Consider the following 24958-nt stretch of genomic DNA (forward strand, 5'->3'; position numbering starts at 1 on the left):
AACGAGTAAGATTTAAAATGAACTGGCTTTAATTTAGAGCAACAGCTTACTTAGATGTTTGTTCAATTTTGGTTTGCAGTAGTGTTATGCGGGCATTGAGTTTTCTAAAGCTATACTGTGAATAGAAAAAGTTCAAAAAGAAAGCAGCAAAACCTGAACAAGCAAGCCCTATCAATGGGCTGAAATAAAACATTAACAACAAAACAATAGCAGCCATCGCTATCGTAAGTCCCAAATAATGAGATGCACTAAATAACTTTCGGTTGTTTTTTTCAAGTTGAACTATATGAGAATCTATATCCATTAAAAATTTTCTTTTTAAAAACTGATATTTAACAAATCAACACTAACTATTCTTTCAGCTTACTACCTACATAGTATTATTTAAACAAGTGAGTTACTCCACTGCGACTTAGTTAATCGATATAACTGTACGGTACGACCATGAAATTCATGAGTACTGTAGTCTGTAAAGCCAATTTTCTTTGCTACTTTTAATGACGCAATATGCTCAGGTTCAATAATAACAACGACGGATTGATGAGTAGTTTGAGTAAACACATACTTTAAAACACCTTTAGCCGCTTCGCAGGCTAATCCTTTATTCCAAAAATCGACCGCTAATCGATACCCTAAATTAGGCTCTTCGTTACCCGCGAAACTTTGTGGAGAAACGCCACAAAACCCAATGAGCAAATCGCTATGTTTATCTATTAATGCCCATGAGCCCAAACCATATGAATCGTAGCATTGTAAACACCACTTTATAAAATCACGAGTTGCGGCTTCATCGCATACACCACGAATTGAATATTTCATCACTTCATCGTCACTAAGAATTTCACTTAATGCCGGCACATCATCAATTGAGAATGGCCGGATAACCAACCTTTGGGTTTCACAAATTTTCACTCAAACCTTCTTGTTATCAAAGCTAAAAAATTTCAACAAACCAAGTGATTAAGGTTGTTATCTCAGTTATTTCGCTCTTTTTTATATTTCGAATGCCACAAAAAGTATCCAAATAATATGCCTACTAAAGGAAATATTATTAAAGATGAAATGATTCCATCAAAAAAATCTTGCTCACCTGTAAAGTACATAATTAATTGAAATAAAATAGCTGTAGGAATTCCCCAGCCTAGAACACCTTTTAGTAAAATAAAACGGAATTTAGCGTGGTTTATATTCATGAGCCTTCCTTGAGTTGTGGCGCCAAATAATAAGCTGAAATAAATCATAGTCGTTAGTGAGTTAAGTCTCTAAATTATTGAAGACGATTTAAATTAGTTTAAAATTACATTAACACTATTGAAAAAACACTTAACCAACTTAATTGGATACCATAAGAGATACGTTGATAGGTACCTGGATTACTTTGAAGCTTAACCGCTTTAGCCATAGCAAACAGATAATAAACAGTAGCGATAACAGAAATAATTGAAAAAACACGAAAGTATAAAGGAGTAATTTCTGTGGTTGGACTGATCGCTATTAATATTGGTGCTACAACCAACGAAAGCAACATAATGAAACCAGCCCAAGAGTGAACCTTGCAGCTAAAAGTTGGATGTTTAGTAAATGGGTCAGCATCCATAGGAAAATAACCCGCAACCCAGGTACCAATACCATGCACTATAACTAACCAACCAACAATATTAACCAATATAGAAACATTAGCCAATTGCGCCAAATACCAGCCAAAAAAGCAAAATAGAAAACCTAAAGGATAATTATTAATTAGCGGTGACAGTTTTTCAGTTGGGCTTCCCGTTGCACCTAATTCACTACAAAATTGTTTAGAATGACTGTAACCTTCATAAAACCGACTTGCTACATAAACACCAATGAATATCCATAATGTGGCTATTAACCCTGAATAAATCGCAATCGTTTCAAACATCACCATAATCCTTTTTGTGATTAATTCATTAAAGCCTTTTTGAACGCAGAGGAGAAAATGAGCCGGCTTCGAGTGACGAGCTGTGAGCTTGTACAAACAGCCTGAAACCTAGTCATAACAGCCCTGAGCTAGAACCTTTAATCTACTTTTTCAACCCAGCGCCTCATTAATAAATCATTTCTTTATCATTATAATTAACCACTAATCAAATGCTATCGGTATTAGTTTTAAAAAACAAAGCGCTGCAATAATGCAGCGCTTTCATTACTTATAGGTTGTTTGTTTAAACTAAAACGCGTTATTAAAAGAAGCCGAGCGGATCTTCGCTGTAGCTTACTAGCAAGTTTTTGGTTTGTTGGTAATGATCAAGCGCGAGTTTGTGAGTTTCGCGGCCTATACCAGACTTTTTATAACCGCCAAACGCAGCGTGCGCTGGGTACATATGGTAACAATTGGTCCATACGCGGCCTGCTTCTATTTTGCGACCAAAGTGATAAGCGCGGTTCATATTACGACTCCATACCCCTGCGCCTAAACCAAATTCTGAGCTGTTAGCCAGCTCAAGTGCTTCGGCTTCGTCTTTAAAGGTCGACATTGAAATAACGGGGCCAAAAATTTCTTCTTGGAAAACACGCATGTCATTACGCCCTTTTAGCAGTGTGGGTTGAATGTAATACCCGCCGTTTAGCTCGTCGCTTAATTGCTCAACATGGCCGCCAGTTAATACTTCAGCACCTTCTTCTTTACCAATTTCAATGTAGCTTAAAATTTTATCAAACTGCGCTTTAGAGGCTTGTGCGCCTACCATGGTTTCACTATCAAGCGGGTTGCCACGTTTAATTTGTTTAGTACGTTTTAAAATACGTTCTATAAATTGCTCATAAATATCTTCTTGAATGAACAAGCGTGATGGACAGGTACATACTTCACCTTGGTTAAAGTAAGCAAGAATGGCGCCTTCAATCGCTTTATCTAGGTATGAGTCGTCTTTTTCCATAACATCGCTAAAGAAAATATTAGGTGATTTCCCCCCAAGCTCTACCGTTGATGGAATAATATTCTCGGCTGCACATTTTAAAATATGTGAGCCCACAGGAGTTGAGCCTGTAAAGGCAATTTTAGCAATGCGTGTACTGGTTGCCAGTGCTTCACCAGCTTCTTTACCAAAGCCGTTTACCACATTTAAAACACCCCCTGGCAGTAAATCGCCAATAATTTCCATCAACACTAAGATTGAGGCGGGTGTTTGCTCTGCGGGTTTTAATATTACACAGTTACCTGCTGCAAGCGCAGGCGCAAGTTTCCAAGCGGCCATTAATAATGGGAAGTTCCACGGAATAATTTGCCCTACAACGCCTAGAGGCTCATGAAAATGATACGCTACCGTGGTTTCGTCTATCTCGCCAATACTGCCCTCTTGAGCACGAAGGCAGCCTGCAAAGTAACGAAAGTGATCGGCGGCCAGTGGAATATCAGCGGCGAGGGTTTCGCGAATCGCTTTGCCATTATCCCATGTTTCGGCCACTGCAAGTAGCTCCAAGTTTTGTTCAATACGGTCGGCAATTTTTAATAGTATATTGCTGCGCTCGGCGACTGAGGTAGTGCCCCACTGGGTTTTTACTGCATGGGCTTTGTCGAGTGCAAGGTTTATATCGTCTTTATCTGAGCGCGGTACTTTACAAAATACCTTGCCATTAACTGGGCTTATATTATCAAAGTACTGGCCGTTGACAGGGGCAACCCACTCGCCGCCAATGTAATTACCATACTGCTGTTTAAATGTGACGAGTGCGTCTGCTGAACCTGGGTTTGCATAAATCATATGTGTGTTCTCTTGTTGTTAGCTAAAAGTCTAAGCCGAAATTTGTTAGAGTAATGTAGCAACTTGCTTTATATTTAATCGGTATTGATTGACATTAGACCATTAAGCGCTTAAAAACTTGCTTAGCTGTCCAAAAAAGTTGTCTGTGAGTCCACATTAAAAACGCTCTATAACGATTAAAAAAGGCTGAACATGCACACATCTCAGTTAAATAAAAAACGCCAACAACTTGATGTACTGATTGAAAACAAAGTGACCTTTGCTGCCGATAACTCTGAGCTAAGTATTTACGATACCTATAAAAGTGCGCAAAAAGTGGCGTTGCACTCAAACGAATTACTGTTTTGTGCCATGCTCAGTGGTAAAAAAATAATGCATGTTGAGAGCAGTCAATACCACAAAGCGTTTTTACCACATGAATCGTTTGTATTAGCACCCGAGCAAGGCGTACTAATTGATTTTCCGCATGCATCCTTAAACGCACCCACCACCTGTTTAGCCATTGAAATAAGCACCGATAAAATAACCAATGTGGCTAATGCGCTTAATATGCAGCAAAGCTTTGCTAGTGATACCTTGTTTGAATACACCCCTAATTTAGTGCATACCCAACATAATACGCAAACTCAGCAGTTATTAGAGCGCATGGTGCATTTATTTAGTGAGCAGGGCGCTGAGCGACACTACTTAATTGATTTATCGTTAAACGAATTGATCACCCGTTTATTACAACAGCAAAGCCGTGATTTATTGCTGGCCAACTGTGACAAGCTGCGCCTAAAAAGTAACGTGAGTGATGCACTGCATTATATTGAAGAGCATTTAAACGAAAACCTCGACATAAACACCCTTTGCAAAATAACCTGTATGAGCCGTAGTAAGTTTTATCAGCAGTTTAAACTTGCTTTTGGTACAAGCCCTGCGCTTTGGCAACAACAACTTAGGCTTAAAAAGGCCCGTACGCTTTTATTAGAAGGCCACGCTATAAGCAAGGTGTGCTACGACCTGGGTTTTAATAGCGCCAGTCATTTTAGCCGTTTATTTAAGCAAACTTTTGGTATTGCACCAAAAGCGTGTCGCCACTAACCTAACACAACAGTTTTTGTTATATTAAACAGCCTAATATGCTAGATTGTTTGCAATGTTGTAAGTAGTAATGAGTCACCGATGAGTAAACCCACCCGCTGGACATTAAAGAGTATTGCCAAAGAATTAGGTGTGTCTAATGCTACGGTATCAAATGCGTTTAATCGCCCTGATCAACTCTCTGCTAAACGCCGCGAAGCCATACTTAAAGCGTGCAAAGAGCTGGGGTATTATGGCCCTAATAAAGCGGCGCAGTCTTTGCGAAGTGGCACCTTTAATATTGTTGCATTAGTCCTTCCCGATAGCGTGGAATACATGGTATCAGACCCTGTTGCGAGCAGTTTTATGCGGGGAGTAACCTCGGTACTTGAAAAAAACAATATTAATGTTTTATTGTTTTCAGGCAATAGTGACAACCTCAACAGCGTTGTTGATTTTGTCGATGGTTTTATTTGTTATGGTCGCCCGCGCAATAAAGCACTAGTAGAGCAACTAAAAACAGTCTCCAAACATGTGGTGACGGTTGATTTTGACATTGCCCGTAACGCCTCAATTAATGTTAATAACGAGCAAGCCAGTTATGAAATAGCCAAACATGTTTTACATAATCAAGATGATAAAGTGGCTATATTAGGCTTAAGATTACTTGATGAAAATGTATTGTGCCGAGTATACGAACATCACGAATTTGAAACTGGCCAATCTATTTCGCATCAACGTTTGCGTGGTTATCAACGCGCCTTAAGTGAGGCTAATATAACGGTTGCCGACGACCGCATTTGGAATATTCCTGAAAGCAGTGAGCGCTTTGCAAATATTGCCGCAAAAGAGGTATTAACAGCCTCCCCTCGCCCTAATGTGATTATATGCATGAGCGATTTAATTGCCCTTGCCACCATGCGAGAAGCCATAAAACAAGGAATAAAAATAGGCAGTGAGCTGCGTATTGTGGGGTTTGATGGCATAGAAGAAGCTGCCCGTTTTGTACCTCGCCTCACTACAATTCATCAAAATAGCCAAGAAAAGGGCGTTATGGCTGCTAACTTATTTATTTCTAAAGAAGAAAAACAATATGAAGTAGGTTACGCACTCGATATTGGTGCAAGTAGCTAAGCACTGTTAATAAAGCAAATAAAAAAGCCAAGCAGAAACTGCTTGGCTTTTGGTTTTCAACAAATAAAGCTATTAAGCCAATAAACTTTGTAAGTTTAGAGTGCTTTCTTGAGTGCCATTAAGCTGCGTAATAAGTGCAGTACGGCTTGCAAAGTCAATCCTCAATGAAATTGATTGTTGTTCAAGCTTCCACATTAAACAACAAACACTTGCGCCGCCTTGAGCCGAAAATTCACCTGCAAATGCGGGATGTTCATTACGCATTTTAATTAGCTCTATCAGCCCTTTTACTACCGGTTTATTAAGGGCTTGCTCTATTTTAGCCGCGTTCAAATATGGGCGATTTATATCACGGCCAACATTGGTTTTTGCTAACAGTTCCATATCGTTTTCACAGGCAAATAAGCCGCCGTAATAAACTTGCGGTACACCTGGCGCAAAAAATTGAATTGCGCGCGACAGTAAATAGTCAAAATCATTAGCACCTAATGCATTGTAATAAGTACAGTTTACTTGATATAAATCGACATTACTGGCAGCCGCGCCTGTTGCTTGGCGGCTTTGATTGTTACTATTTGCATGCATGGTTTCTACTAGGTTATCAATTTGCTCTGCATTTAATAAGCCTGGTTTTTCACCCATTGGGCCTGCATCAATAATGCCTATGCCATCATGCGTATCAAGTACCGTTAAACAGTTACGCGGCGATATTTTTAGCCATTTGAGTAATGCATCCGCATTGTTATTAAACAAGCTATGTAGAATTAGTGGTGGCAACGCAAAGTCATAAACCATATTAACGCGCTTAGCTACATCTACTTGTGTTTGATAATGGCTATGAATTTCTGCAATGGTTTCCATGCCTAAATCATTGGCTTGCTTTGATAAGTTATCTAAGTAGCCAAACGTTTCATCTAGCATAAAACAATTAGTACCCGCCTGCTTAATGGCATAACCCGCTGCATCTAAACGAATAATATTAACGTTGTTAGCAGAGAACTTAGTAAGTACATTATTTAAATACGCAATTCCTGCCTCTACTTTTACGTTTATATCAATTTGATTGTCGGTAAAAGTGGTCCAAAAATCATACGTTTGACCATCACCGCATTTCATTGGCGTAAAACAACTGCCTGGGCGTGGACGGTAAATAGCTTGCTGCTCAGCCTCGCTCATACCATTGGGGAACACGTCTTCTTTGGTTAAAAATAAATCCCAAAATGCTGACGCTTTACCTTTAGCCAGCACATCTTGAAATTGAAAAGATTGCGCCGACACATGGTTCACTATTAGATCAGCCATTAAATCATGGTCTTTACCGAGTACCTTTATGTCGTCCCAAGTACCGATTCGAGAATCAACTTCACTATGATCAATCGGGTCAAAGCCTGCATCGCTGCCATCAATTGGGTTATAAAATGGCAATAAGTGCACACCACCAAAAACGCCCTCTAATGGGCCATGTAAAAGAGTGGTAAGTGCATTTATATCTTGGCCAGTAATTCGATCAGCGTATGTGATCAATTGAACTTTATTCTTCATCATTGTGTGATTACCATGTTGAAACTTAATCGATTAAGATATATCTTTAACTAGCACGTACGAATTTACAAGTTATTTTTATAAATTTTACATACAAATATCGTGGCGACATTAATACTATAATCAGTAACTGACTTACTGAGTGTTAAGAACGCATTTAACGAGGAAAAGCACATGACAAAATCACACACACACGTAAGCAGCGATCCGTTGCAACAAATTCGCTGGCTCACATATATGATGTTTTTTATGTTTGCCATGACCTCCGATGCCGTTGGCATGATCATTCCCGAGCTCATAACTGAATTTGGTTTAAGCATGACCCAAGCCAGCGCATTCCACTATGCGCCTATGGCACTCATTGCCTTTAGCGGATTATTTTTAGGCTTTTTAGCCGATAGCCTCGGGCGTAAAAAAACGATTATGCTTGGGTTATTAATATTTTCTGCGAGTTGCTTTTTATTCGCCATTAGTAGCAGCTTTATATTTTTTGTTTTTTTGCTTTGCTGTATTGGTTTAGCTATTGGCTTATTTAAAACCGGCGCTTTGGCGTTATTAGGCGATATTTCTCATAGCAACGCAGAGCACACTAAAACCATGAACAAAGTAGAAGGCTTTTTTGGTATTGGTGCCATTGTTGGACCTGCACTTGTTGGTGTATTACTGGTACAAAATGTAAGTTGGACTTATTTATATATTATTGCCGGCATTATGTGCTTAATTTTAGCGTTTTTAGCGTGGCGTGCAGAGTATCCGAGCGTTGTTAAAAACACTGAAAAACCTGCTTCACTTGCTACTACCATGAAAATGATTAAAAACCCCTACGCGCTTGGCTTTTCGCTCGCCATTGCGCTTTATGTTGCAACCGAGGTTGCCATTTACGTATGGATGCCGACGCTGTTAAAAGACTACACAGGCTCTTGGCCCCTTTTGGCAACCTATGCACTCACCATATTTTTTATACTGCGTGCCGCAGGGCGTTTTATTGCGGTGTGGTTATTAAACCGCTATAGCTGGCAAGGTGTTATGGCTTACTTAAGTTTAGGTATTGCACTATGTTATGTGGGTACTTTAGTCGGTGGCGTTGATTGGGCTGTTGGTTTATTGCCGCTTTCAGGGTTATTTATGTCGATGGTTTACCCGACCTTAAACTCCAAAGGAATATCGTGCTTCCCGGTACAACAACATGGCGCAGTTGCTGGGGTTATATTATTTTTCACTGCACTTTCAGCCGCATTAGCGCCTTTATTTATGGGTATGATCAGCGATTACTTTGGTCATGTACGTTATGGTTTTTACCTTGCAACCGGCTTTGCCATTATTTTATTTTTAGCGATGCTGTTTAACTATTTCCGTGACCCATCAGCCTGCGCTTTACAAGAGAGCAACCTAATAACTGAGTAAATCAACAAATTGGGGGCTAAAAAAACACTATATAAATCAATAGATGAGTAAAAAAACAGCAAATAAAGAATAAAATAATTTGCTTATTGTAAAAGATTTGTTATTTTTACTTAATCGATTAAGTAAAAATAACAAACCCCTTCGGGCTCACAAAACGAGGCGTTCACATGACAACACACAACACACCTTTATATTTAATGAGTGCTTTAGCGCTGGCTGTAAGCCAAGGCGTTTATGCACAACAAGAAGAGCAAAACACACACGCGCAAGCTAACAAAGGTCTTGAGACTATCGTTGTAACCGGTGTACCACGTCGTACAACCATTATGGCATCAAGCTCATCAGTGAGCAGTTTATCGCTTGCTCAAGTTGAAGTATCTACACCGCGTTCAACTGCTGAAGCGTTTAGAATTATTCCGGGCGTACGCTCAGAATCAACCGGCGGTGAAGGTAACGCAAACATTGCTGTACGCGGCTTACCTGTGGCCTCTGGTGGTGCTAAGTTTTTACAATTACAAGAAGACGGTTTACCCGTTATGCAATACGGTGATATTGCTTTTGGTAACGCTGATATATTTATGCGCCTAGATAATACCGTACAAACTATCGAATCAATTCGTGGTGGTTCGGCCTCGACTGCAGCAAGTAATGCACCGGGCGGCATAATTAACTTTATATCTAAAAATGGTGAAAACGAATCAGGCAGTGTTTCTACAACACTGGGCCTTGATTACGACACTATTCGTACAGACTTTGAATACGGCACTTACCTTAGTGATAGCGTACGTTTTCATGTAGGTGGTTTTGTGCGCCAAGGTGAAGGCCCGCGTGAAACAGGTTACACATCAAATAAAGGTGGGCAAATTAAAGCCAACCTTACCAAAGACTTTGAAAACGGTTACGTGCGTCTTTATTACAAACATTTAGATGACAAAAGCGTGGGTTACTTACCAATGCCAATGTATGCAAATGGTGACTCAATCCCTGGGTTTGACGCACAATCGGATACACCACACTCGGCATTATTTACTAAAACAGTGCGTTTAAATGGCGAAAATCAAATTAGTAGCGGCGATATTCGCGATGGCATGAACCCGCAAGTTGACTCAGTGGGTTTTGAAGCCGTATTTGACTTAGATAACGATTGGCGTATTGAAAACCGTTTTCGTAAATCCTCTGTTAGCGGTAACTTTAATTCACTTATTCCTGCTGAAGTAGGCAGCGCGACTGCTATTGCACAAAGTATTGGCGGCGCAGGTGCAACGCTTAGTAATGCAAATACCGGAGCTGCATTTAATGACGATTTAGCCATGCGTATTCATACGTTTGACGTCACAATGAACGACTTTGACTCTATTGTGAACGACTTCAAACTAACTAAATCACTAAGCGATGATACAAGCGTTACGTTTGGTTACTATGCTTCAACGCAAAATATTGCTATGTCATGGTTATGGAACTCTTACCTTATGGAGCTTAAGGGCGATAATGCGGCGCTACTAAATGTAACAGCTGCTGATGGTACAGCGTTTTCTGAAAATGGTTTATATGCATACGGAACGCCTTTTTGGGGTAACTGTTGTCAGCGTGATTACGATACAGAATACGATACCCGCGCCCCGTACGTTTCATTTTCAACAAAAGTGGGTGATGTAAGTATTGATGCCAGTGCTCGTTACGATAGTGGTGAAGCACGCGGCAACTATGCAGGTGCCGTTACCTCAACGGTCGATATGAATCGCGATGGAGTGATTTCAGTTCCTGAACAAAATGTAGCAGGCATTGATACCGCAAATGCTAGCCCAGTAAATTACGATTGGGATTATGCATCCTATTCAATTGGGGCTAACTACCAAATAGATTCAAGCCTTGCGACATTTGCAAGACTGAGTAAAGGTGGCCGCGCAAATGCTGACCGACTTTTATTTGGTAAAGTACGCGCTGACGGTTCGGTTGCTGATGAAGATGCCGTTGATGAAGTAAACCAGTATGAATTTGGGGTTAAAAAACGTTTTGATTCACTCTCAGTTTTTGCAACAGCGTTTTATGCAGAAACAGAAGAGCAAAACTTTGAAGCAACATCGCAAACCTTTTTTGACCGTGAGTACGAAGCAAAAGGGATTGAAATTGAATCAACTTACTACATCGATGCATGGGATTTTCGTGGTAACTTAACATGGACTGATGCAGAAATTGCTAAGGATGCACTTACACCTGAAGTGGTAGGTAATACGCCACGCCGCCAAGCTGATTTAATCTACTCTTTAATGGCTCGTTATAGCTTTGATAAAGGTGCTGCCGGTGTCAACTTTATTGGTACTACTGATGCTTACGCTCAAGACAATAACGACCTTAAATTTGACGGTTACACTCAAGTAAATGGCTTTGTAAGTTACGATTTATCTGAAAACCTTAATATTGCACTTAATGTAAATAACTTATTCGATACGGTAGGTATTACAGAAGCTGAAGAAGGCTCAATTCCAGATAATAACATTATTCGCGCCCGTACTATTAATGGCCGCACAACAGCAATAACGCTTAAATACGCGTTTAACTAACCATCTTTAGTGTAACAAACGCTGAAGCTATGTTTTTCAGCGATTGTTACACTAACTTTAATTAGTTTTAATAATTCTCCCTTGAATTTTGACCTAGCTCTGCTGGGTTTTTTAGGATTTACACTATGACCAAATTACTTAGCCTCGGCGAGCTACTTATTGATATGCTGCCACAAGATTCTCAAAACAGTGCTTATTTGCCCATTGCAGGAGGTGCCCCTGCCAATGTAGCGGTAGGTTATGCAAAGTTAGGCGGCAAGGCTGCTTTTTGTGGCGGTATGGGTGATGACTACTTTGCTAAACAATTAAGTAAATCGCTTGAGCAATATAAAGTAAGTACAGAGTACTTATTTACGATTAAAGACTCTCAAACGGCCGTAGTTATTGTGAGTTTAGATGAAACCGGTGAACGAAGCTTTAATTTTTATCGCCACAATACCGCCGATTTACTGTTAACGAGTGATCACTTAAACCATATCAAATGGGATGAATTGAGTACCCTACACTTTTGTTCCAACACGTTAACCAATCCAGCCATTGCAAACACCACCGTGTGTGCTTTAAAGCTGGCTAAAAACAACCATAAACTCGTTAGCTTTGATGTAAATTTACGCTATAGCTTGTGGCAAAATAGCAATGACATTGAACACAATGTACACGCGTGTTATGCCTATTGCGATATTGTTAAGCTATCGCGTGATGAGCTGAACTTTTTAGCTGAGCAAACACAGCATGCACCTGATGATTACTTACAATCTATTTTAAATATAGGTGTTAAATTGGTATTTTTAACCGATGGCCCTGCACCGGCAACGGTTTACCATAAGGCGTTTATATTAAACGAATCGGCGCCAATCATTAATGCTGTGGATACTACCAGTGCCGGTGATGCGTTTATTGCAGGCGTGTTATATTATTTAAATCACACCGATGAAAATAGCCCGCTCATCGAAAAAATTAATAATGAGCATCTAGTAAAACACGCTTTAAATTTTGGTTTGCGCTGTGGCTCTAAAGCCTGCTTAGCCAAGGGGGCATTTCCCGCATTACCTACACTTCAAGAGGTATAATACCAATCCGCAATAATACTTAATCATTTTATGGGGCTAAACGTGTCGCTATCTGCGTAAAAAATTCTCATTTTGAACAACTAAATAGCAAACTTTTTGCCTAGCTATCAACACGTTTTTCCAGCCTCAAAATAGATCACTTAATTAAGCGAATTGATATAAATACTTTAAAAATAAAAGCCGATTATGGCCTTTATTTAAGCATCCGCTTCTTCATCATTACTTTTTAACCATTCTAAAGCCGCAGTGGCGTTCTCAAAATATTGAATTTCACCTGATACAAACCAACTGCCTAATTTAGCGATGGTTGATTGCCAGTCCTTGTTGCCGTATATGGCTATTTTTTTAAACTCTTTGTTATGTTTTAAGCCAAGTTTTAAATCATCCCATGCGGCTCTAAGTTCCCAGCCATCAAGCTCAGTACCATCTATGAGTACATTAACAATAGGATGTTTAACTTCGCCAAGCGCAGAGTCAATCATCGGCGTGATCACCTCATAATCTTTGTGAGTGAGTGTACCTATAGCTTTTAAGGTTAAAAAAAACTCGCAACCAGAGCGCTCAATACCAATAGATAAGCCGTGTGTTAAATTTACCATAACCCGAACTCCACAATAATATGAGCATCAAGTATAGGTGATAGCTTATTAACCAATAGTGAAGTAGATCAAAAAACAGGCACATCACTTTTATTGTGCCCATTTTAATTAAATGCTGAATTATGCATTTTTAAGCCGTGCTATTTGGTTTTCAACATCTGTTAAATGACCGATTTTAAGCCACACTCTGGCTCCTTCACTGCCTGCTGTTGCTTTAATTTCGCTGTTAGGCGGCACTCTTAACCAGCTGTGCTTTACTAATGTATCGCCCTGCTCTTCAAGCGAGCCTTCAAGAACTAAAAGCTCGCCCCCACCTAAGGCGTTTAACGATATTTCACTGTTAGGTGCAAATGCTAAAATACTCACCTCTTCAAAGGCATCTTTATAAAGAGGAGCCACATTTACATTACTAAACTCAGGGTGAGGAACACCGTGCATGGTATTAGTTTGCAAGCGAACATGCTCTGTGTCCTCTGGCTGAAACTGCCATAATTTTACAAATATAACGCACCCGTTTTCAGAGCTTGGTGTATGTTTTGACTCAGGCGGATTACGAATATAAGAACCCTTGGGGAAATCACCATGTTCATCTTGAAAAACACCTTCAAGCACAATAAATTCTTCACCGCCGGTATGTGTATGAGCAGAAAAATGGCTGTTTGGCGCATAACGTACAATGCTGGTTGCGCGTGCAACCTCATCGCCCACTCTATCAAGTGGACGCCTATCAACACCCGCCATCGGTGAGGCTATCCATTCTAACGATTCGCTATGTACAACAACACGTTCGCTAAAATCAGCTGCAATTTTCATATTTGACTCCATATCTAAACAGCAATGCTTGGACGTTGAGCGACCTTTTCTTGCCATGCTATTAAATGTGATAGCTCCTAGGAATAGCTATTTTTGCAAAGCCTGCAAACACCAGACCGGCGTACAAAGTAATATCTGCAACACTAAAATTCTCACCGGCAACATAAGCAGAGTTGGCTAACACTGTATTAAAATAAACAAAGCCTTGGCGCGCTTTTTCACCTTGCTTTTCTCCACAAGCAACATTTTGATAGGTTTCAAGCGCTGGGCCTAAACCATCCGTTGCATGATGAAAGTAACTGGCTACAGCATCAAGCACCATAGACTCCGCACGCTTTTGCATCATATTAATCACCACGCGTTCTTTTGCCTCAACACCGGTTAATGAAGAGCCTGCAAAAGCGGTATCAATATATTCAGTAATCGCGGTGCATTCTGTTATGAACGTTCCATCATCTAGCTCTAAAGCAGGTACGCCTGCTAAGGGTTTTTAGTTAAAAAAGCCTCAGTACGGTGCTCACCATTTAATAAATCGACAGCAACAAACTCTACTTTATCAGTCGCCTTTTTTCAGCAAGCGCAATACGTACACGTAATGGATTAGGAAAGTTTTCTACGTCAAAAATTTTCATAATTATCTCTTTATATTTTTTACCACAGTTTGAACTCATACTGGCAAGAATAAATTACCTACCTCCTGATAGGTAATTTATATTAAGATCTCGACCTTTGCAAACTAAAAATAAAAGAGCTTGAAAATAACTACCTACTGGTTGATAATTTTTGCAGCGATATGAAGGAAGTTTAAAATGACAAAAAAAGCGGCCCTGTTAAAAGCAGCAGAAAATAAAGTTAGACTTGGTGGCTATAGCAATTTTAGCTTTAGAGAGTTGGCCAGTGAAGTTGGTATTAAAAGTGCCAGTGTGCATTATCACTTTCCAACTAAAGCTGATTTAGGTGCAGAGCTTGCGCATCAATATACCGATGCCTTTATCGCTGTACTTGGTGAACCAGAGGCACACAAAGCAAACGGTAAAAACCCTATTGATATTTACACTCAGTTATTTAGAAATGCACTCGTGATTGATAAAAAAATGTGTTTATGTGGCTTGCTCGGCGCAGAAAGCGACAGCCTACCTGATAAAGTGCGGGTTGAAGTTCAGCGGTTTTTTAATAAAAATTTAGCCTGGTTAACCCAAGCACACGCTGCGAATGGTGAAGAAAACCCTGCTCGCGCGGCAATACAAACAGTGAGCTTATTAGAGGGTGCGATGATGATTAGTAAAACCCTAGATGATATCAGCTACTTCGAACAAGCCACTTTTTAGCGATTGGCGATCAAGTATAAAAAAAGCGAGCCTTAATAAGGCTCGCTTTTACATTTTTAAGATTACGATTTATTAAGCCGTACGCACTTTATGCTTTGAATGCACAACAGCTAATACAATAAACCCTATAACAGCCACCGCTGCACCAATCGGTTTACCTAAATCACTTGATAAGTTTAACCCTATTGCCGCGGTCATTATGTATGACAAGGTCACTGCTGTAGCGATTACTGCTGGTATACTAGTGATCCAGTGGAATGTACCACGGTCAAATAAGTACTTGGTCGCAAGCCACAACACACTGGTAGAAAGCAGCATATTTGAGAATGCGAAGTAGCGCCAAATCACAGAGAAATCGAGCTTAGTCATAAAGTAGGCAATGGTTAAAATAGGGATTGCTAGCAATAAACGATTACGTAAACTTTGCGGAATACTAAACGCATCAACCACAGTCAAGCGCAGTGAACGAAACGCCGTATCGCCTGAGGTAATAGGGAAAACAGCAACAGCAATAATTGCCATAATACCGCCAAATACACCTAAGTAGCTGTTTGCAATATGGTTAACCACCAAACCTGGGCCACCAAGATCAAGCATAGCTTTTAAACCCGCATAGCCTTCAGGGAATGCAGCAATACCCGCTAATGCCCAAACACAACCTACAATGCCTTCACACATCATCGCACCATAATAAACTGGGCGTACGTATTTTTCGTTGGTTAAACAACGGGCAATAATAGGGGCTTGCGTTGAGTGAAAACCACTAATAGCACCACAGGTAATGGTTATAAATAGCAGCGGCCAAGTGGGCAGTCCATCAGGATTTGGTGCTAAGAAGTCATGAGCGTGATCAGCCTCAAAGTATGCTAAAAAGTCGCCCGCTACTGGTAAATGCGGTGCGTTTATTAGCAGTGATACCGCAATAGCTACTGTCATTACGATCATTAACAAACCAAAAATAGGGTAAAACTTAGTGATGATTTTATCAATGGGTAATAACGTGGCTAAAAAGTAGTAAGCTAAAATGGCCAAAACCCAAAAGGTATTATTTGCAAATATTGTATCCTTAAATATATCAAGGTTACTTAATAATCCTGCCGGGCTCATAATAAATACAACACCAACAAAAAATAGTAGCATCGCAGTAAAAATAAGCATAAAGCCTTTAAATACAACGTTGTAGTAGTGCCCAGCTATTTCCGGTAAGCTTTTACCGTCTTCTTTTATACTCATTACTCCTGAGAAGAAGTCGTGTACAGCGCCACCCAAAACATTACCAAGCACAATCCATACAAGCGCAACCGGACCATATAATGCACCCAATATTGGGCCAAATATGGGGCCTACGCCTGCTATATTTAAAAATTGAATCAAAAATGCACGAACAGGGTGAATTGCAACGTAATCAACACCTTCGCTAAAGCGTTTTTGTGGTGTGTCGACCGTTGAATCCATGCCCGCTTGCTTTTCAACAAACGGGCTGTAAAACTTATAGCCTAATATTAAAATAGTTAGGCAAATAAAAAAGATGATCATAAAGCACGCTTCTCTTTTTGTATGTGTGTATAGGGCCAATTATTACAGCCCAAATTTTAAAATAACAATTGAACGTAGCATATGAAAAAGCACGCAACAATGAGACGTTTGGCTAATGCTCTGGCAAAATCAAATTTATTCAAAAAATAAAACTAAGTAACAGCATAAGTTACTTATAAAAAAGCGTTAAAAAACGTTAAAAGTACTTATATTGCGACTAAAATCTATACGCCAATTTGCAACAATAGCTACACCTGAATGATTAATTAGCCTACGATAAACATTATTACTACTTTAAATGTACTGCCGTTGGCCTACGTGGCTTTACAAAAAACAAGGATGCCCTCAATGACACAGTTTACTACGCCCGATTTATACGATGAACATCGCGACCATGTGCAAGTCGCTGACAGTGGCTTGCAACACTTTGGTAATAAAACTCTCTTTTATGGTCAAGTAGTGACTGTCACCTGCCCAGACGATAACTCATTTGCTGGCAATATATTACATGAAAATGGTGAAGGCAAAGTGTTGGTTGTGAATGGCTTTGCTAGTAAACGTTTTGCCTTCATTGGCGATATGATTGCAGAGCGAGCCCTAAAAAATGGCTGGCAAGGCATTATTATTAATGGTTGCTGCCGCGATATTGAAATTCTTGCCACGCTTGATTTACCCGTGATGGCACTAGGCGCTACGCCGCGCTGCACCACTAAGCGCGGTTTAGGTGCCAAAGATCACCCGGTTAATATGTTAAACACCACAATTAATACCGGTGATTGGGTGTATGCTGATGTCAATGGATTAATTATTAGTAATAAAGCCTTGTTTTGAACAATAAAAGTGACTGTTCGCGATAAAAAAAGCAGCTCGAAAGCTGCTTTATATAAAATCTAACATTAAGGTTTTACATTAAAGTGCTAACCATACATCGGTTACGCCTGGCTCGTGGTATTTAAATAACCAATCCCTTCAAACTCTTTAGTGCCGTATACGTTCCATTGTGTTAATTATGAGTCTAAACCGGTGTCAAATAAGGCAGCATTGTCCCCTACATGTGAGTTCCATGCGCCATGTAAGTCGTAAGACATAATGTTTACATAATCCAGATATTTAACCGCTTGAAAGGTTTCCATACCTCGTAATAAATAACCAGAAGATGGAGACGCAAAAGTGAGTAAATAGTGCTTACCTGCGGCTTCACCTGCACGATATAGCTCTTCACGTACTTTTTTCATTAGCACTTGGTATGAGGCATTCAATTCTGCACGGCGCGCGTTGGAAATAGGAAAATCATCGGGGTGACCTGAGTCGTTCATTGAAGATCGGTATTCGTAATCAATATCAACGCCGTCAAATTCATATTTTTCAATAAACTCAACGGTGGTTACCTCTCCATCGTTATCAATTGCTTGCGTCGATACGACAACGCTGTCTTTATCGGTTAGTTGAAAACCGTCTGCTGGCATTAACTCGATAATTAAGGGAATTTCATTTTAATGACAGCGTTGTCAAATGCACCCAGAATTTTCCAATCTTTATAATCACCAGCATTCTCCACTGGATTGGCTTGTGTCCACCAGCTAGCTTCATACGCTTGCACTTGCACTTGATCTCCAGCAACGTGTGTCTGGCCTGTTTGCCACTGTTCTAACGCACTGCAATCAATAGACGCGTGTACATTTAAACTAAGAAAATTTAACGATAAAGCACTTAGATTAAAGGCATTTGTTATTATTTTACGTGAGCTCATTGGCTCCTTCATTAACGATGTTTATACTCATTATTTTTTACCTTTCAGGTACAAACTTAACATGGATATCGTAAATACCAAGAAAACAATGCACAAAAACACATACAAAATAGTTACATTATAAAATTAACTAATTATTTATAACTATAAAGTTAAGAAGGGATATTCCATAAAAAAGCCCAGCATTGCTGGGCTTTGGATGTCTAAGGGGTAAACGTTTTATTCAGAAAATGAAACCGTAATAATATTCGAACATACGTTTTCAGATATACATAACTGGTAGTCGTATGCCGGTAATGTTGCTTTACGTAAGTAATCACGGTAACGGCCATTATCCGATACGGTATCTACTAGTTCGCCATTTCGGTATAAGCTAAGTGACTCAGCCCCTACTTCTGCCCAGTTTAACTCAACACGCATAGTATCAAGACGTGACTTGTTAGCGCGTTTTAAGCTCAATTCAATTTCAACATCACTAACAACCACTGTTTGAGTGAATGTATCTGAGTTATTTTCACTATCCGTTACGGTTAATTCAACCTCATAACTTCCTGACTGAGCGTAAACATGTGTAGGATTTGGGTTTGTTGATGTTGAACCATCACCAAAGTTCCAGCTCCACTGTGAAATGTCATCATTTACATCACGACTTGTATCTACAAATGTAGCAGTTAAACCTTGTGCTGAAACACTAAAGCCAGCTTGTGGTGGTTGTGGGCTTACCTCACCGATAGCGCTAAATGTAAGTGACCAACCATTGATATTACCCGTATCTGCACCAGCTGTATCTTCAACATGAAGTGTCCAATCTCCAGTTGCCACTTCAGAATTAAATACGCTTGATGTAAATGACTTAACAATATCGTCTGCACTGCCACCTTCATTGCTTTGTAAAGTTACTTCTGTACCTTGCGCTGAAATAAGCGTAAGTACTAAGTCACCAGACCAAGTATGCGTAATATCTACATCAGCAGTGGTGCCAAAAATAGTTAAATCATCAGCAACCGTAATAACCGAGCTTGCGCCCTCTGGAGAATTATCTGGAATAGCGATGTTTTCATCACTGCTGTAAGTAAAGTCATTTAAACCAGCAGGTTGAAGCATTAAGCTAACAGTTTGTTCTTTAACTTGCTCGTCTGATGTCGCAGTTACAGTAAAGTCGTAATTTCCCCACTGAGTATCGCTGTTAGTTGCAACTGTTAGAACAACTTCATCGCCCGGACGAGCAGTAGTTGCGCTTAGTGATGCACCTGAAAGATCTGAAGCTAAAGCCAGTGAAACGTCACCTTCCCATTGTGAAATTGAACCAATCGTAAAGGTATAAGTAACCGTATCACCTACAGTCGCTTGCTGAGAAACCGGCGATACAGATAATTTAAAGCCTGGAGTTGGATCAGCATCTATTAGCGCTTGATTAACATTTAGGCGTGTACCTGCAACCGTTTTACCATTTAATGCTGCATTAGCATCACCACTAGACATAAGTAATTCTTTAAGCTCTAGTGTTGTTAAATCAGGATTAACTGACAGTACAAGTGCAGCAGCACCAGCTACATGCGGTGTTGCCATAGATGTACCTGAATAAGTAGCATAGCTATTACCAGGAACGGTCGACAAAATACCTGAGCCAGGTGCGCCCATATCAACACTTGTTAGGCCCCATTGAGAAAAACTAGACATATTATCTCTGCTATCAGTACTTGCTATCGATAATACGTTGTCGTTTTCATAGTTAGATGGGTAGTGTGGATTTTGATCGTTATCAACCGCATCGTTACCCGCAGCAGCAACAAATAAAATATCAGCTTGCTCACTAGCCGTAATCGCATCAGCTAACGCTTGGCTAAAACCACCGCCGCCCCAGCTATTATTTAACACACGCAGATTAACTCCTGCATTTTTAAGGCCAACCATGTAATCGATACACTTAATAGCACCAGAGGTAGAACCTGTACCATCTGCGGCTAAAAACTTACAACCAACAATAGAAACATCATGGTTTACACCAACAACACCGACACCATTGTTACCACTGGCACCGATTGTACCCGATACGTGTGTACCATGGCCTTGGTCATCCATTGGGTCGCCAGCATCAGTAATCGCATTAATACCGTGAACGTCATCAATGTAACCGTTACCGTCATTATCGATACCATCACCAGCAATTTCACCGCTGTTTACCCACGCGTTCGAAGCTAGATCAGGGTGGCTATAATCTACACCGGTATCAATAACACCTACGACAACATCACGGCTACCAGTAGAGATTGACCATGCTTCTGGTGCATCAATATCGGCATCAGCCGTGCCACCAGTTTGGCCTTCGTTGTTTAAGCCCCATAAATCATCAAAACGAGGGTCATTAGTTGCACTTGCAATGCTCACGCGATAATCAGGCTCAACATACTCAATAGCTTGATGAGATTTTAAGCGGTCAATTGCTTCTTTAGCGCTCATTCCTGATATTTTAAATTTTGCGAGGCGGCCAGAAAATAACGAGGTGAAGTTATCATCAATTTCATCGTTATTTAGATCAGATATTTTGGCTTTTACTAACGAACGAGCTTGCTTACGCATTTCCGGCGAAGCATTCTTTTTATACTTAACAATAATCGAGTCACTGCTCGCAGTTACTTTTTGAGTTGTACTGTTAACATCAGGCAATTTAGCCGCAGCTAAACAAGGTAAAAGTGCAAGTGTAATAATAGATAATTTTGTTTTCATTGTTCTATCCGTAATTAAGTTAACTTAGCTTTACTAAGCGAAATATTTACGTTTATGAATTTAAGTAATCACGTGGCAAGCGTTAAGAAAACGGTTAATCAGTCAATAACTCAAGTAAAAAAAGCAAAATCAGGAACAAAACCATTATTTTTAACTAGAAATACAGTAAAAAAAACATTAATAGCAGCCATTTTAATGAATTAAATAACTTATTTTTAACATGGTATTAACTCATTATTTTTTACTGGTTTTTGATGTAAATAGATAGAAAATACAAATTAAACGGGTAAGCAATTGAAATTTATAGATTTAAATTATCATTAAAAAAGATGATTCAAAATGAACTCATTGAAGAATACATTGACTGAGCAGTTATGAATTAGTGAATGGCAAACCACCTTACCAAGTACTAATGACCAAACCCTAGTTCATATTTAAAACAGCATTTTACGTTTAAGAATAAAAAGCTAATCACACATTAATGGCAGCACGGCATGCTGCAACGAAAATACCTTTTTAAAACTTAATAAATAATCAAGGTATTTTATTTTATCTTTCAAGGAGAATAATAATGAAATTGAATAAATCACTTTTAAGCTGTGCAATTGCAATTGCAATGGGCGCCAGCTTTACAGCAAACGCAAACACAGAAACAAAAGCAGGTTCAACTTCTGAGCTTGCAGCTAAAGTATCTGTAAGTAGCATTGAGAATGCTGTAACAGTTAAGCAATCATTTTCTGACAACACGGCATTAGTCTCTCAAGATGGCGATGGCAATACTGCACTAGCTACTGAAATCGGTAACAACAACGATGTTAAAATAGCTCAATTACAAAATGGTAATTACGCCGAAGTTGAAACAACAGGTGATAACAACCAACAAACTTATGCACAAGATGGTGTTGCTAATGGTTTCATTACGCGCATAACGGGTGATAACAACGGCGTTTATGTTTCTCAATTCGGCCAAGGATTATTTCAAAACAATGAAGCAATCAATATTATCACTGGTAGCGACAATAATATTGACGTAGAACAAGGAAATGGCGGTCACTGGTTTTACAATATGGACATGAGAGGTAACGGTAACGAAATTATTTCATCTCAGTCTGGTATGTGGCAAGAATTTGAAGTACTTAGCTTATCAGGCGATGAAAACATTATTGAAATTGAACAAACAGACACCTGGAATGAATTTAAAATAGGCTCATTACGCGGTAACGAAAATGAGATTGACGTTAGCCAGGATGGTTCACGTAACATCATTACATTTACTGATATTGCTGGTGATGACAACGAAATAGCTATTGAACAAAGCAGCGGTGATAACAATACCATTACTTTTGCAGCCGTTACTGGTAATGATAATGAAATAAAACTAGACCAAGAAGGTTCGAATAATGCTATTGAGTCTGGTCTTTTTGACGGTTCATTCAATGAAGTAACAGTTAATCAAATTGGTGATGAAAACCTTGCGACTACTGAGCTAATGGGCGATAACAATGAGCTTACAGCAATGCAAGTTGGTAACACTAATGAAGCATACATGGGTGTCATTGGTTCAAATAATGAATTTACAGTAACCCAGGTTAGTGATTTTAACTCGGTTCATTTAGCTAACTTTAATGGCTCAAACAATGACGTTAATCTAACTCAAGCCGGTGATGAAAACGCAATTTTAGTGCAGTCTTCATACCCTGATGTTTCTCTCACTTCAAACGATAACGATATTGATGTTAATCAAGTCGGTAATCAAAACGAAGCAATCGTAACTCTTGCTGGTATCTTAGATAGTAACTCAAACCAAATTGATATTGCCCAAAATGGCGACATCAACCTTGTGGATATGATGGTTGAAGGAAGTGGTCATAGCGTTGATATTTCACAAGAAGGTTTTGGAAACTGGGTTATTGGAACTGATGATTCAGCATTTTTACTCGGTGGTGAAAATGTAGCATTTAATGTTACTCAAACTGGTAATGATAATATTGTTGAAGGCGCTGTTATTGGTTTTAATAGCACTGTTTCTGTTACTCAATTGGGTGATGGCAATACAACAACAATTACACAAATGTAATTGATAAATGAGAGGGAGATTGACTCTCCCTTTTTTCTTTATGATAAAAACAAAACACACCTACTTACTTGCCGTTTTACTCTTTTGTTCACCAGTGGTAACGGCTGCTGATGACCTAGAGATAGATGGTTTATTGCTCGATCGTAGTATTAGTCGCTTTGGTCATCAGTTTTATTACGAATTTTCTAATTACTGGCGAGATCTCCCCTCTACCGCTGGCTTTAATATAGAGATTAAAGAAACCGTCATTCCAAAAGCAGGTACGAAATTAACCTTAATAATGAATAATCAAGTTGTTTATGCAACATACTTAGGGCGAAGACTAGAGCCACTTGATGAACGTGTAGAACAAGCTGTTTACACAGTTATAGACGCCATGGCGCGTTCCAATATGAAAGTCTCCTCTCCTGATATGGCATTAAATGGATGGTAACAATGAAAAAAATAGCATTAACAATAATAACAACTTTAAGCTTTTCAGTCTCCGCTACTGAAATTATTTATACCCCTATTAACCCGAGCTTTGGCGGTAATCCACTCAATGCCAATATGTTACTTAGTAAGGCACAAGCACAAAATAAACATAAAGCGCCGGTTGTCGAAAAAGGGTATGCAGAGCAATTTCAAGACTCATTAGAGCGAACATACTTAAACCGTATGGTTAGAGAAATAACAGATATGGCCTTTGGCGAAAATATTGAAGACAGTATTTTTAACCAAGACTCTATATTTATGAGTGGTGATTATCAAATAGAAGTCATCACCAGCACAACCGACACAATCACTGTAAAAATAACAAACATAATTGATGACTCTGTGGTGATCATTGAAGTTCCGAGGTTTGGATAATGTATAAAGTAATTATAATAACAATCGCTCTTTCTCTTAGTGGTTGCTCTACCATGGGTAATTTAATTCCTCCATCAAAACAAAGTGCGGTAACGTTAGAGCCAACAGATGTTTTTTCTGATTTAAAAAGCTTACCTAAACCTGCGGGCAGCATTCCAGTCTCGGTTTATTCATTTCGCGATCAAACCGGTCAATATAAACCACAAACTAATGTTAGTTCGTTTTCAACGGCCGTAACTCAAGGTGCAAACTCTATTCTAGTGCAAGCATTACATGAGTCTGACTGGTTTACGCCGGTTGAACGTGAGGGTCTACAAAATATTTTAACAGAGAGAAAAATAATTAGAGCGGCACAAGCGACTAATCCTAATCAAGGCGAGCTACCGCCGTTAACCACTGCGAAAATCATTTTAGAAGGCGGTATAATTAGTTACGACACCAATGTAAAAACGGGTGGCTTAGGAATGGAATATTTTGGTATTGGCGCATCAGAGCTATATCGTGAAGATGCAATATCAATCTATTTACGTGCCGTAGATGTTAGAACTGGCCAGGTATTGTTATCAGTAGCCACCAGCAAAAAAGTATTGAGCCAAGAAATGCGAGCAGGTTTTTTTAGGTATGTTAGCTATAAACGTCTGGCGGAAGCTGAGGCGGGCTTTAGTGATAATGAACCAATGAGCATTTGCGTAACGCAAGCAATAGAAAAGGCGCTTACAGATCTTATCACCAAAGGTATTGATAAAGGCTTATGGGCTAAACAGGCAACTTAACCTAC

Annotated in this window: 22 protein-coding genes and 2 pseudogenes; 11 read left to right on the forward strand and 13 right to left on the reverse strand. The window is 39.5% G+C overall.

Annotated elements, in window-relative coordinates:
• Positions 1-46 precede the first annotated feature (46 nt).
• The 5 genes from QMA00_RS04760 to QMA00_RS04780 all read right to left on the reverse strand — a co-directional run bounded on the left by QMA00_RS04760 (position 47) and on the right by QMA00_RS04780 (position 3725).
• Positions 47-304 (reverse strand): hypothetical protein, encoded by a 258-nt coding sequence (locus QMA00_RS04760; protein ID WP_076921976.1) that lies wholly within the window; start codon positions 302-304, stop codon positions 47-49.
• Positions 305-384: 80 nt separating this feature from the next.
• Positions 385-912 carry a GNAT family N-acetyltransferase gene (locus tag QMA00_RS04765; RefSeq protein ID WP_076921975.1) on the reverse strand — a complete coding sequence of 176 codons (528 nt, stop codon included), beginning with the start codon at positions 910-912 and terminating at the stop codon, positions 385-387.
• A 62-nt stretch (positions 913-974) separates the two neighbouring features.
• A complete protein-coding gene (locus QMA00_RS04770) occupies positions 975-1193 on the reverse strand; it encodes a hypothetical protein (protein WP_024602708.1) in 219 nt (72 codons plus the stop codon).
• Between the two features lie 104 nt (positions 1194-1297).
• Complete coding sequence (locus QMA00_RS04775; RefSeq protein WP_076921974.1) at positions 1298-1903, reverse strand: DUF998 domain-containing protein; 606 nt, start codon at positions 1901-1903, stop codon at positions 1298-1300.
• A 301-nt stretch (positions 1904-2204) separates the two neighbouring features.
• Complete coding sequence (locus QMA00_RS04780; RefSeq protein WP_064663761.1) at positions 2205-3725, reverse strand: aldehyde dehydrogenase family protein; 1521 nt, start codon at positions 3723-3725, stop codon at positions 2205-2207.
• A gap of 192 nt (positions 3726-3917) precedes the next feature.
• Here QMA00_RS04780 and QMA00_RS04785 point away from each other — a divergent pair, with 192 nt between their 5' ends.
• Positions 3918-4811, forward strand: coding sequence for an AraC family transcriptional regulator (locus QMA00_RS04785; RefSeq protein ID WP_076921973.1), 894 nt, complete (start codon positions 3918-3920; stop codon positions 4809-4811).
• 81 nt (positions 4812-4892) lie between these two features.
• Positions 4893-5924, forward strand: a complete 1032-nt coding sequence (locus tag QMA00_RS04790; RefSeq protein ID WP_016900594.1) for a LacI family DNA-binding transcriptional regulator — start codon at positions 4893-4895, stop codon at positions 5922-5924.
• 72 nt (positions 5925-5996) lie between these two features.
• Here QMA00_RS04790 and gtfA read toward each other — a convergent pair whose 3' ends face one another.
• Complete coding sequence (gene gtfA / locus QMA00_RS04795) at positions 5997-7469, reverse strand: sucrose phosphorylase (RefSeq protein WP_290156223.1); 1473 nt, start codon at positions 7467-7469, stop codon at positions 5997-5999.
• A 171-nt stretch (positions 7470-7640) separates the two neighbouring features.
• On the opposite strand from gtfA, the gene QMA00_RS04800 reads away from it, so the two are divergent.
• The 3 genes from QMA00_RS04800 to QMA00_RS04810 all read left to right on the forward strand — a co-directional run bounded on the left by QMA00_RS04800 (position 7641) and on the right by QMA00_RS04810 (position 12501).
• Positions 7641-8870, forward strand: a complete 1230-nt coding sequence (locus tag QMA00_RS04800) for an MFS transporter (RefSeq protein WP_290156224.1) — start codon at positions 7641-7643, stop codon at positions 8868-8870.
• Positions 8871-9037: 167 nt separating this feature from the next.
• Positions 9038-11431, forward strand: coding sequence for a TonB-dependent receptor (locus QMA00_RS04805; protein ID WP_290156226.1), 2394 nt, complete (start codon positions 9038-9040; stop codon positions 11429-11431).
• 125 nt (positions 11432-11556) lie between these two features.
• Complete coding sequence (locus QMA00_RS04810; RefSeq protein WP_069439127.1) at positions 11557-12501, forward strand: carbohydrate kinase; 945 nt, start codon at positions 11557-11559, stop codon at positions 12499-12501.
• Between the two features lie 197 nt (positions 12502-12698).
• On the opposite strand, the gene QMA00_RS04815 is transcribed toward QMA00_RS04810, so the two are convergent.
• The 3 genes and pseudogenes from QMA00_RS04815 to QMA00_RS04825 all read right to left on the reverse strand — a co-directional run bounded on the left by QMA00_RS04815 (position 12699) and on the right by QMA00_RS04825 (position 14545).
• Positions 12699-13100, reverse strand: coding sequence for an STAS/SEC14 domain-containing protein (locus QMA00_RS04815; protein WP_013463012.1), 402 nt, complete (start codon positions 13098-13100; stop codon positions 12699-12701).
• Between the two features lie 120 nt (positions 13101-13220).
• Positions 13221-13913 carry a cupin domain-containing protein gene (locus tag QMA00_RS04820; protein ID WP_076921969.1) on the reverse strand — a complete coding sequence of 231 codons (693 nt, stop codon included), beginning with the start codon at positions 13911-13913 and terminating at the stop codon, positions 13221-13223.
• Positions 13914-13927: 14 nt separating this feature from the next.
• Positions 13928-14545: pseudogene (locus tag QMA00_RS04825) on the reverse strand (glutathione S-transferase).
• A gap of 177 nt (positions 14546-14722) precedes the next feature.
• Between QMA00_RS04825 and QMA00_RS04830 the strand changes: the two are divergent.
• Positions 14723-15241 (forward strand): TetR/AcrR family transcriptional regulator, encoded by a 519-nt coding sequence (locus tag QMA00_RS04830; RefSeq protein ID WP_076921968.1) that lies wholly within the window; start codon positions 14723-14725, stop codon positions 15239-15241.
• Positions 15242-15313: 72 nt separating this feature from the next.
• On the opposite strand, the gene QMA00_RS04835 is transcribed toward QMA00_RS04830, so the two are convergent.
• Complete coding sequence (locus QMA00_RS04835) at positions 15314-16777, reverse strand: carbon starvation CstA family protein (protein WP_013463008.1); 1464 nt, start codon at positions 16775-16777, stop codon at positions 15314-15316.
• Positions 16778-17125: 348 nt separating this feature from the next.
• Here QMA00_RS04835 and QMA00_RS04840 point away from each other — a divergent pair, with 348 nt between their 5' ends.
• Positions 17126-17608 (forward strand): putative 4-hydroxy-4-methyl-2-oxoglutarate aldolase, encoded by a 483-nt coding sequence (locus QMA00_RS04840; protein ID WP_036983776.1) that lies wholly within the window; start codon positions 17126-17128, stop codon positions 17606-17608.
• Between the two features lie 116 nt (positions 17609-17724).
• Here the strand turns inward: QMA00_RS04840 and QMA00_RS04845 are convergent.
• From QMA00_RS04845 to QMA00_RS04855, 3 genes and pseudogenes are all read right to left on the reverse strand, one after another.
• Positions 17725-18162, reverse strand: a pseudogene (locus QMA00_RS04845) (glycosyl hydrolase family 18 protein); the annotation flags it as partial.
• Positions 18163-18254: 92 nt separating this feature from the next.
• Positions 18255-18527 carry a hypothetical protein gene (locus QMA00_RS04850; protein WP_076921967.1) on the reverse strand — a complete coding sequence of 91 codons (273 nt, stop codon included), beginning with the start codon at positions 18525-18527 and terminating at the stop codon, positions 18255-18257.
• Positions 18528-18746: 219 nt separating this feature from the next.
• Positions 18747-21254, reverse strand: a complete 2508-nt coding sequence (locus tag QMA00_RS04855; RefSeq protein WP_076921966.1) for a S8 family serine peptidase — start codon at positions 21252-21254, stop codon at positions 18747-18749.
• A gap of 571 nt (positions 21255-21825) precedes the next feature.
• On the opposite strand from QMA00_RS04855, the gene QMA00_RS04860 reads away from it, so the two are divergent.
• From QMA00_RS04860 to QMA00_RS04875, 4 genes are read left to right on the forward strand one after another with little or no spacing between them, the layout of a single operon-like run.
• Positions 21826-23331, forward strand: a complete 1506-nt coding sequence (locus QMA00_RS04860; protein WP_076921965.1) for a curlin — start codon at positions 21826-21828, stop codon at positions 23329-23331.
• 40 nt (positions 23332-23371) lie between these two features.
• A complete protein-coding gene (locus QMA00_RS04865) occupies positions 23372-23764 on the forward strand; it encodes a curli production assembly/transport protein CsgE (protein ID WP_010389316.1) in 393 nt (130 codons plus the stop codon).
• Positions 23758-24180 (forward strand): curli assembly protein CsgF, encoded by a 423-nt coding sequence (locus QMA00_RS04870; RefSeq protein ID WP_076921964.1) that lies wholly within the window; start codon positions 23758-23760, stop codon positions 24178-24180. Before QMA00_RS04865 ends, QMA00_RS04870 begins: the two co-directional genes overlap by 7 nt.
• Complete coding sequence (locus QMA00_RS04875) at positions 24180-24953, forward strand: CsgG/HfaB family protein (RefSeq protein WP_076921963.1); 774 nt, start codon at positions 24180-24182, stop codon at positions 24951-24953. Before QMA00_RS04870 ends, QMA00_RS04875 begins: the two co-directional genes overlap by 1 nt.
• Positions 24954-24958 lie beyond the last annotated feature (5 nt).

This window comes from Pseudoalteromonas sp. APC 3694, assembly GCF_030407565.1.
GTDB lineage: Bacteria > Pseudomonadota > Gammaproteobacteria > Enterobacterales > Alteromonadaceae > Pseudoalteromonas > Pseudoalteromonas tetraodonis.

Coding starts and splice junctions, on each gene's coding strand:
- QMA00_RS04760 (WP_076921976.1), bottom strand. CDS start 304: ATGGATATAGATTCTCATATAGTTCAACTTGAAAAAAACAACCGAAAG.
- QMA00_RS04770 (WP_024602708.1), bottom strand. CDS start 1,193: ATGAATATAAACCACGCTAAATTCCGTTTTATTTTACTAAAAGGTGTT.
- QMA00_RS04775 (WP_076921974.1), bottom strand. CDS start 1,903: ATGTTTGAAACGATTGCGATTTATTCAGGGTTAATAGCCACATTATGG.
- QMA00_RS04780 (WP_064663761.1), bottom strand. CDS start 3,725: ATGATTTATGCAAACCCAGGTTCAGCAGACGCACTCGTCACATTTAAA.
- QMA00_RS04785 (WP_076921973.1), top strand. CDS start 3,918: ATGCACACATCTCAGTTAAATAAAAAACGCCAACAACTTGATGTACTG.
- QMA00_RS04790 (WP_016900594.1), top strand. CDS start 4,893: ATGAGTAAACCCACCCGCTGGACATTAAAGAGTATTGCCAAAGAATTA.
- gtfA (WP_290156223.1), bottom strand. CDS start 7,469: ATGATGAAGAATAAAGTTCAATTGATCACATACGCTGATCGAATTACT.
- QMA00_RS04800 (WP_290156224.1), top strand. CDS start 7,641: ATGACAAAATCACACACACACGTAAGCAGCGATCCGTTGCAACAAATT.
- QMA00_RS04805 (WP_290156226.1), top strand. CDS start 9,038: ATGACAACACACAACACACCTTTATATTTAATGAGTGCTTTAGCGCTG.
- QMA00_RS04810 (WP_069439127.1), top strand. CDS start 11,557: ATGACCAAATTACTTAGCCTCGGCGAGCTACTTATTGATATGCTGCCA.
- QMA00_RS04815 (WP_013463012.1), bottom strand. CDS start 13,100: ATGGTAAATTTAACACACGGCTTATCTATTGGTATTGAGCGCTCTGGT.
- QMA00_RS04820 (WP_076921969.1), bottom strand. CDS start 13,913: ATGAAAATTGCAGCTGATTTTAGCGAACGTGTTGTTGTACATAGCGAA.
- QMA00_RS04830 (WP_076921968.1), top strand. CDS start 14,723: ATGACAAAAAAAGCGGCCCTGTTAAAAGCAGCAGAAAATAAAGTTAGA.
- QMA00_RS04835 (WP_013463008.1), bottom strand. CDS start 16,777: ATGATCATCTTTTTTATTTGCCTAACTATTTTAATATTAGGCTATAAG.
- QMA00_RS04840 (WP_036983776.1), top strand. CDS start 17,126: ATGACACAGTTTACTACGCCCGATTTATACGATGAACATCGCGACCAT.
- QMA00_RS04850 (WP_076921967.1), bottom strand. CDS start 18,527: ATGAGCTCACGTAAAATAATAACAAATGCCTTTAATCTAAGTGCTTTA.
- QMA00_RS04855 (WP_076921966.1), bottom strand. CDS start 21,254: ATGAAAACAAAATTATCTATTATTACACTTGCACTTTTACCTTGTTTA.
- QMA00_RS04860 (WP_076921965.1), top strand. CDS start 21,826: ATGAAATTGAATAAATCACTTTTAAGCTGTGCAATTGCAATTGCAATG.
- QMA00_RS04865 (WP_010389316.1), top strand. CDS start 23,372: ATGATAAAAACAAAACACACCTACTTACTTGCCGTTTTACTCTTTTGT.
- QMA00_RS04870 (WP_076921964.1), top strand. CDS start 23,758: ATGGTAACAATGAAAAAAATAGCATTAACAATAATAACAACTTTAAGC.
- QMA00_RS04875 (WP_076921963.1), top strand. CDS start 24,180: ATGTATAAAGTAATTATAATAACAATCGCTCTTTCTCTTAGTGGTTGC.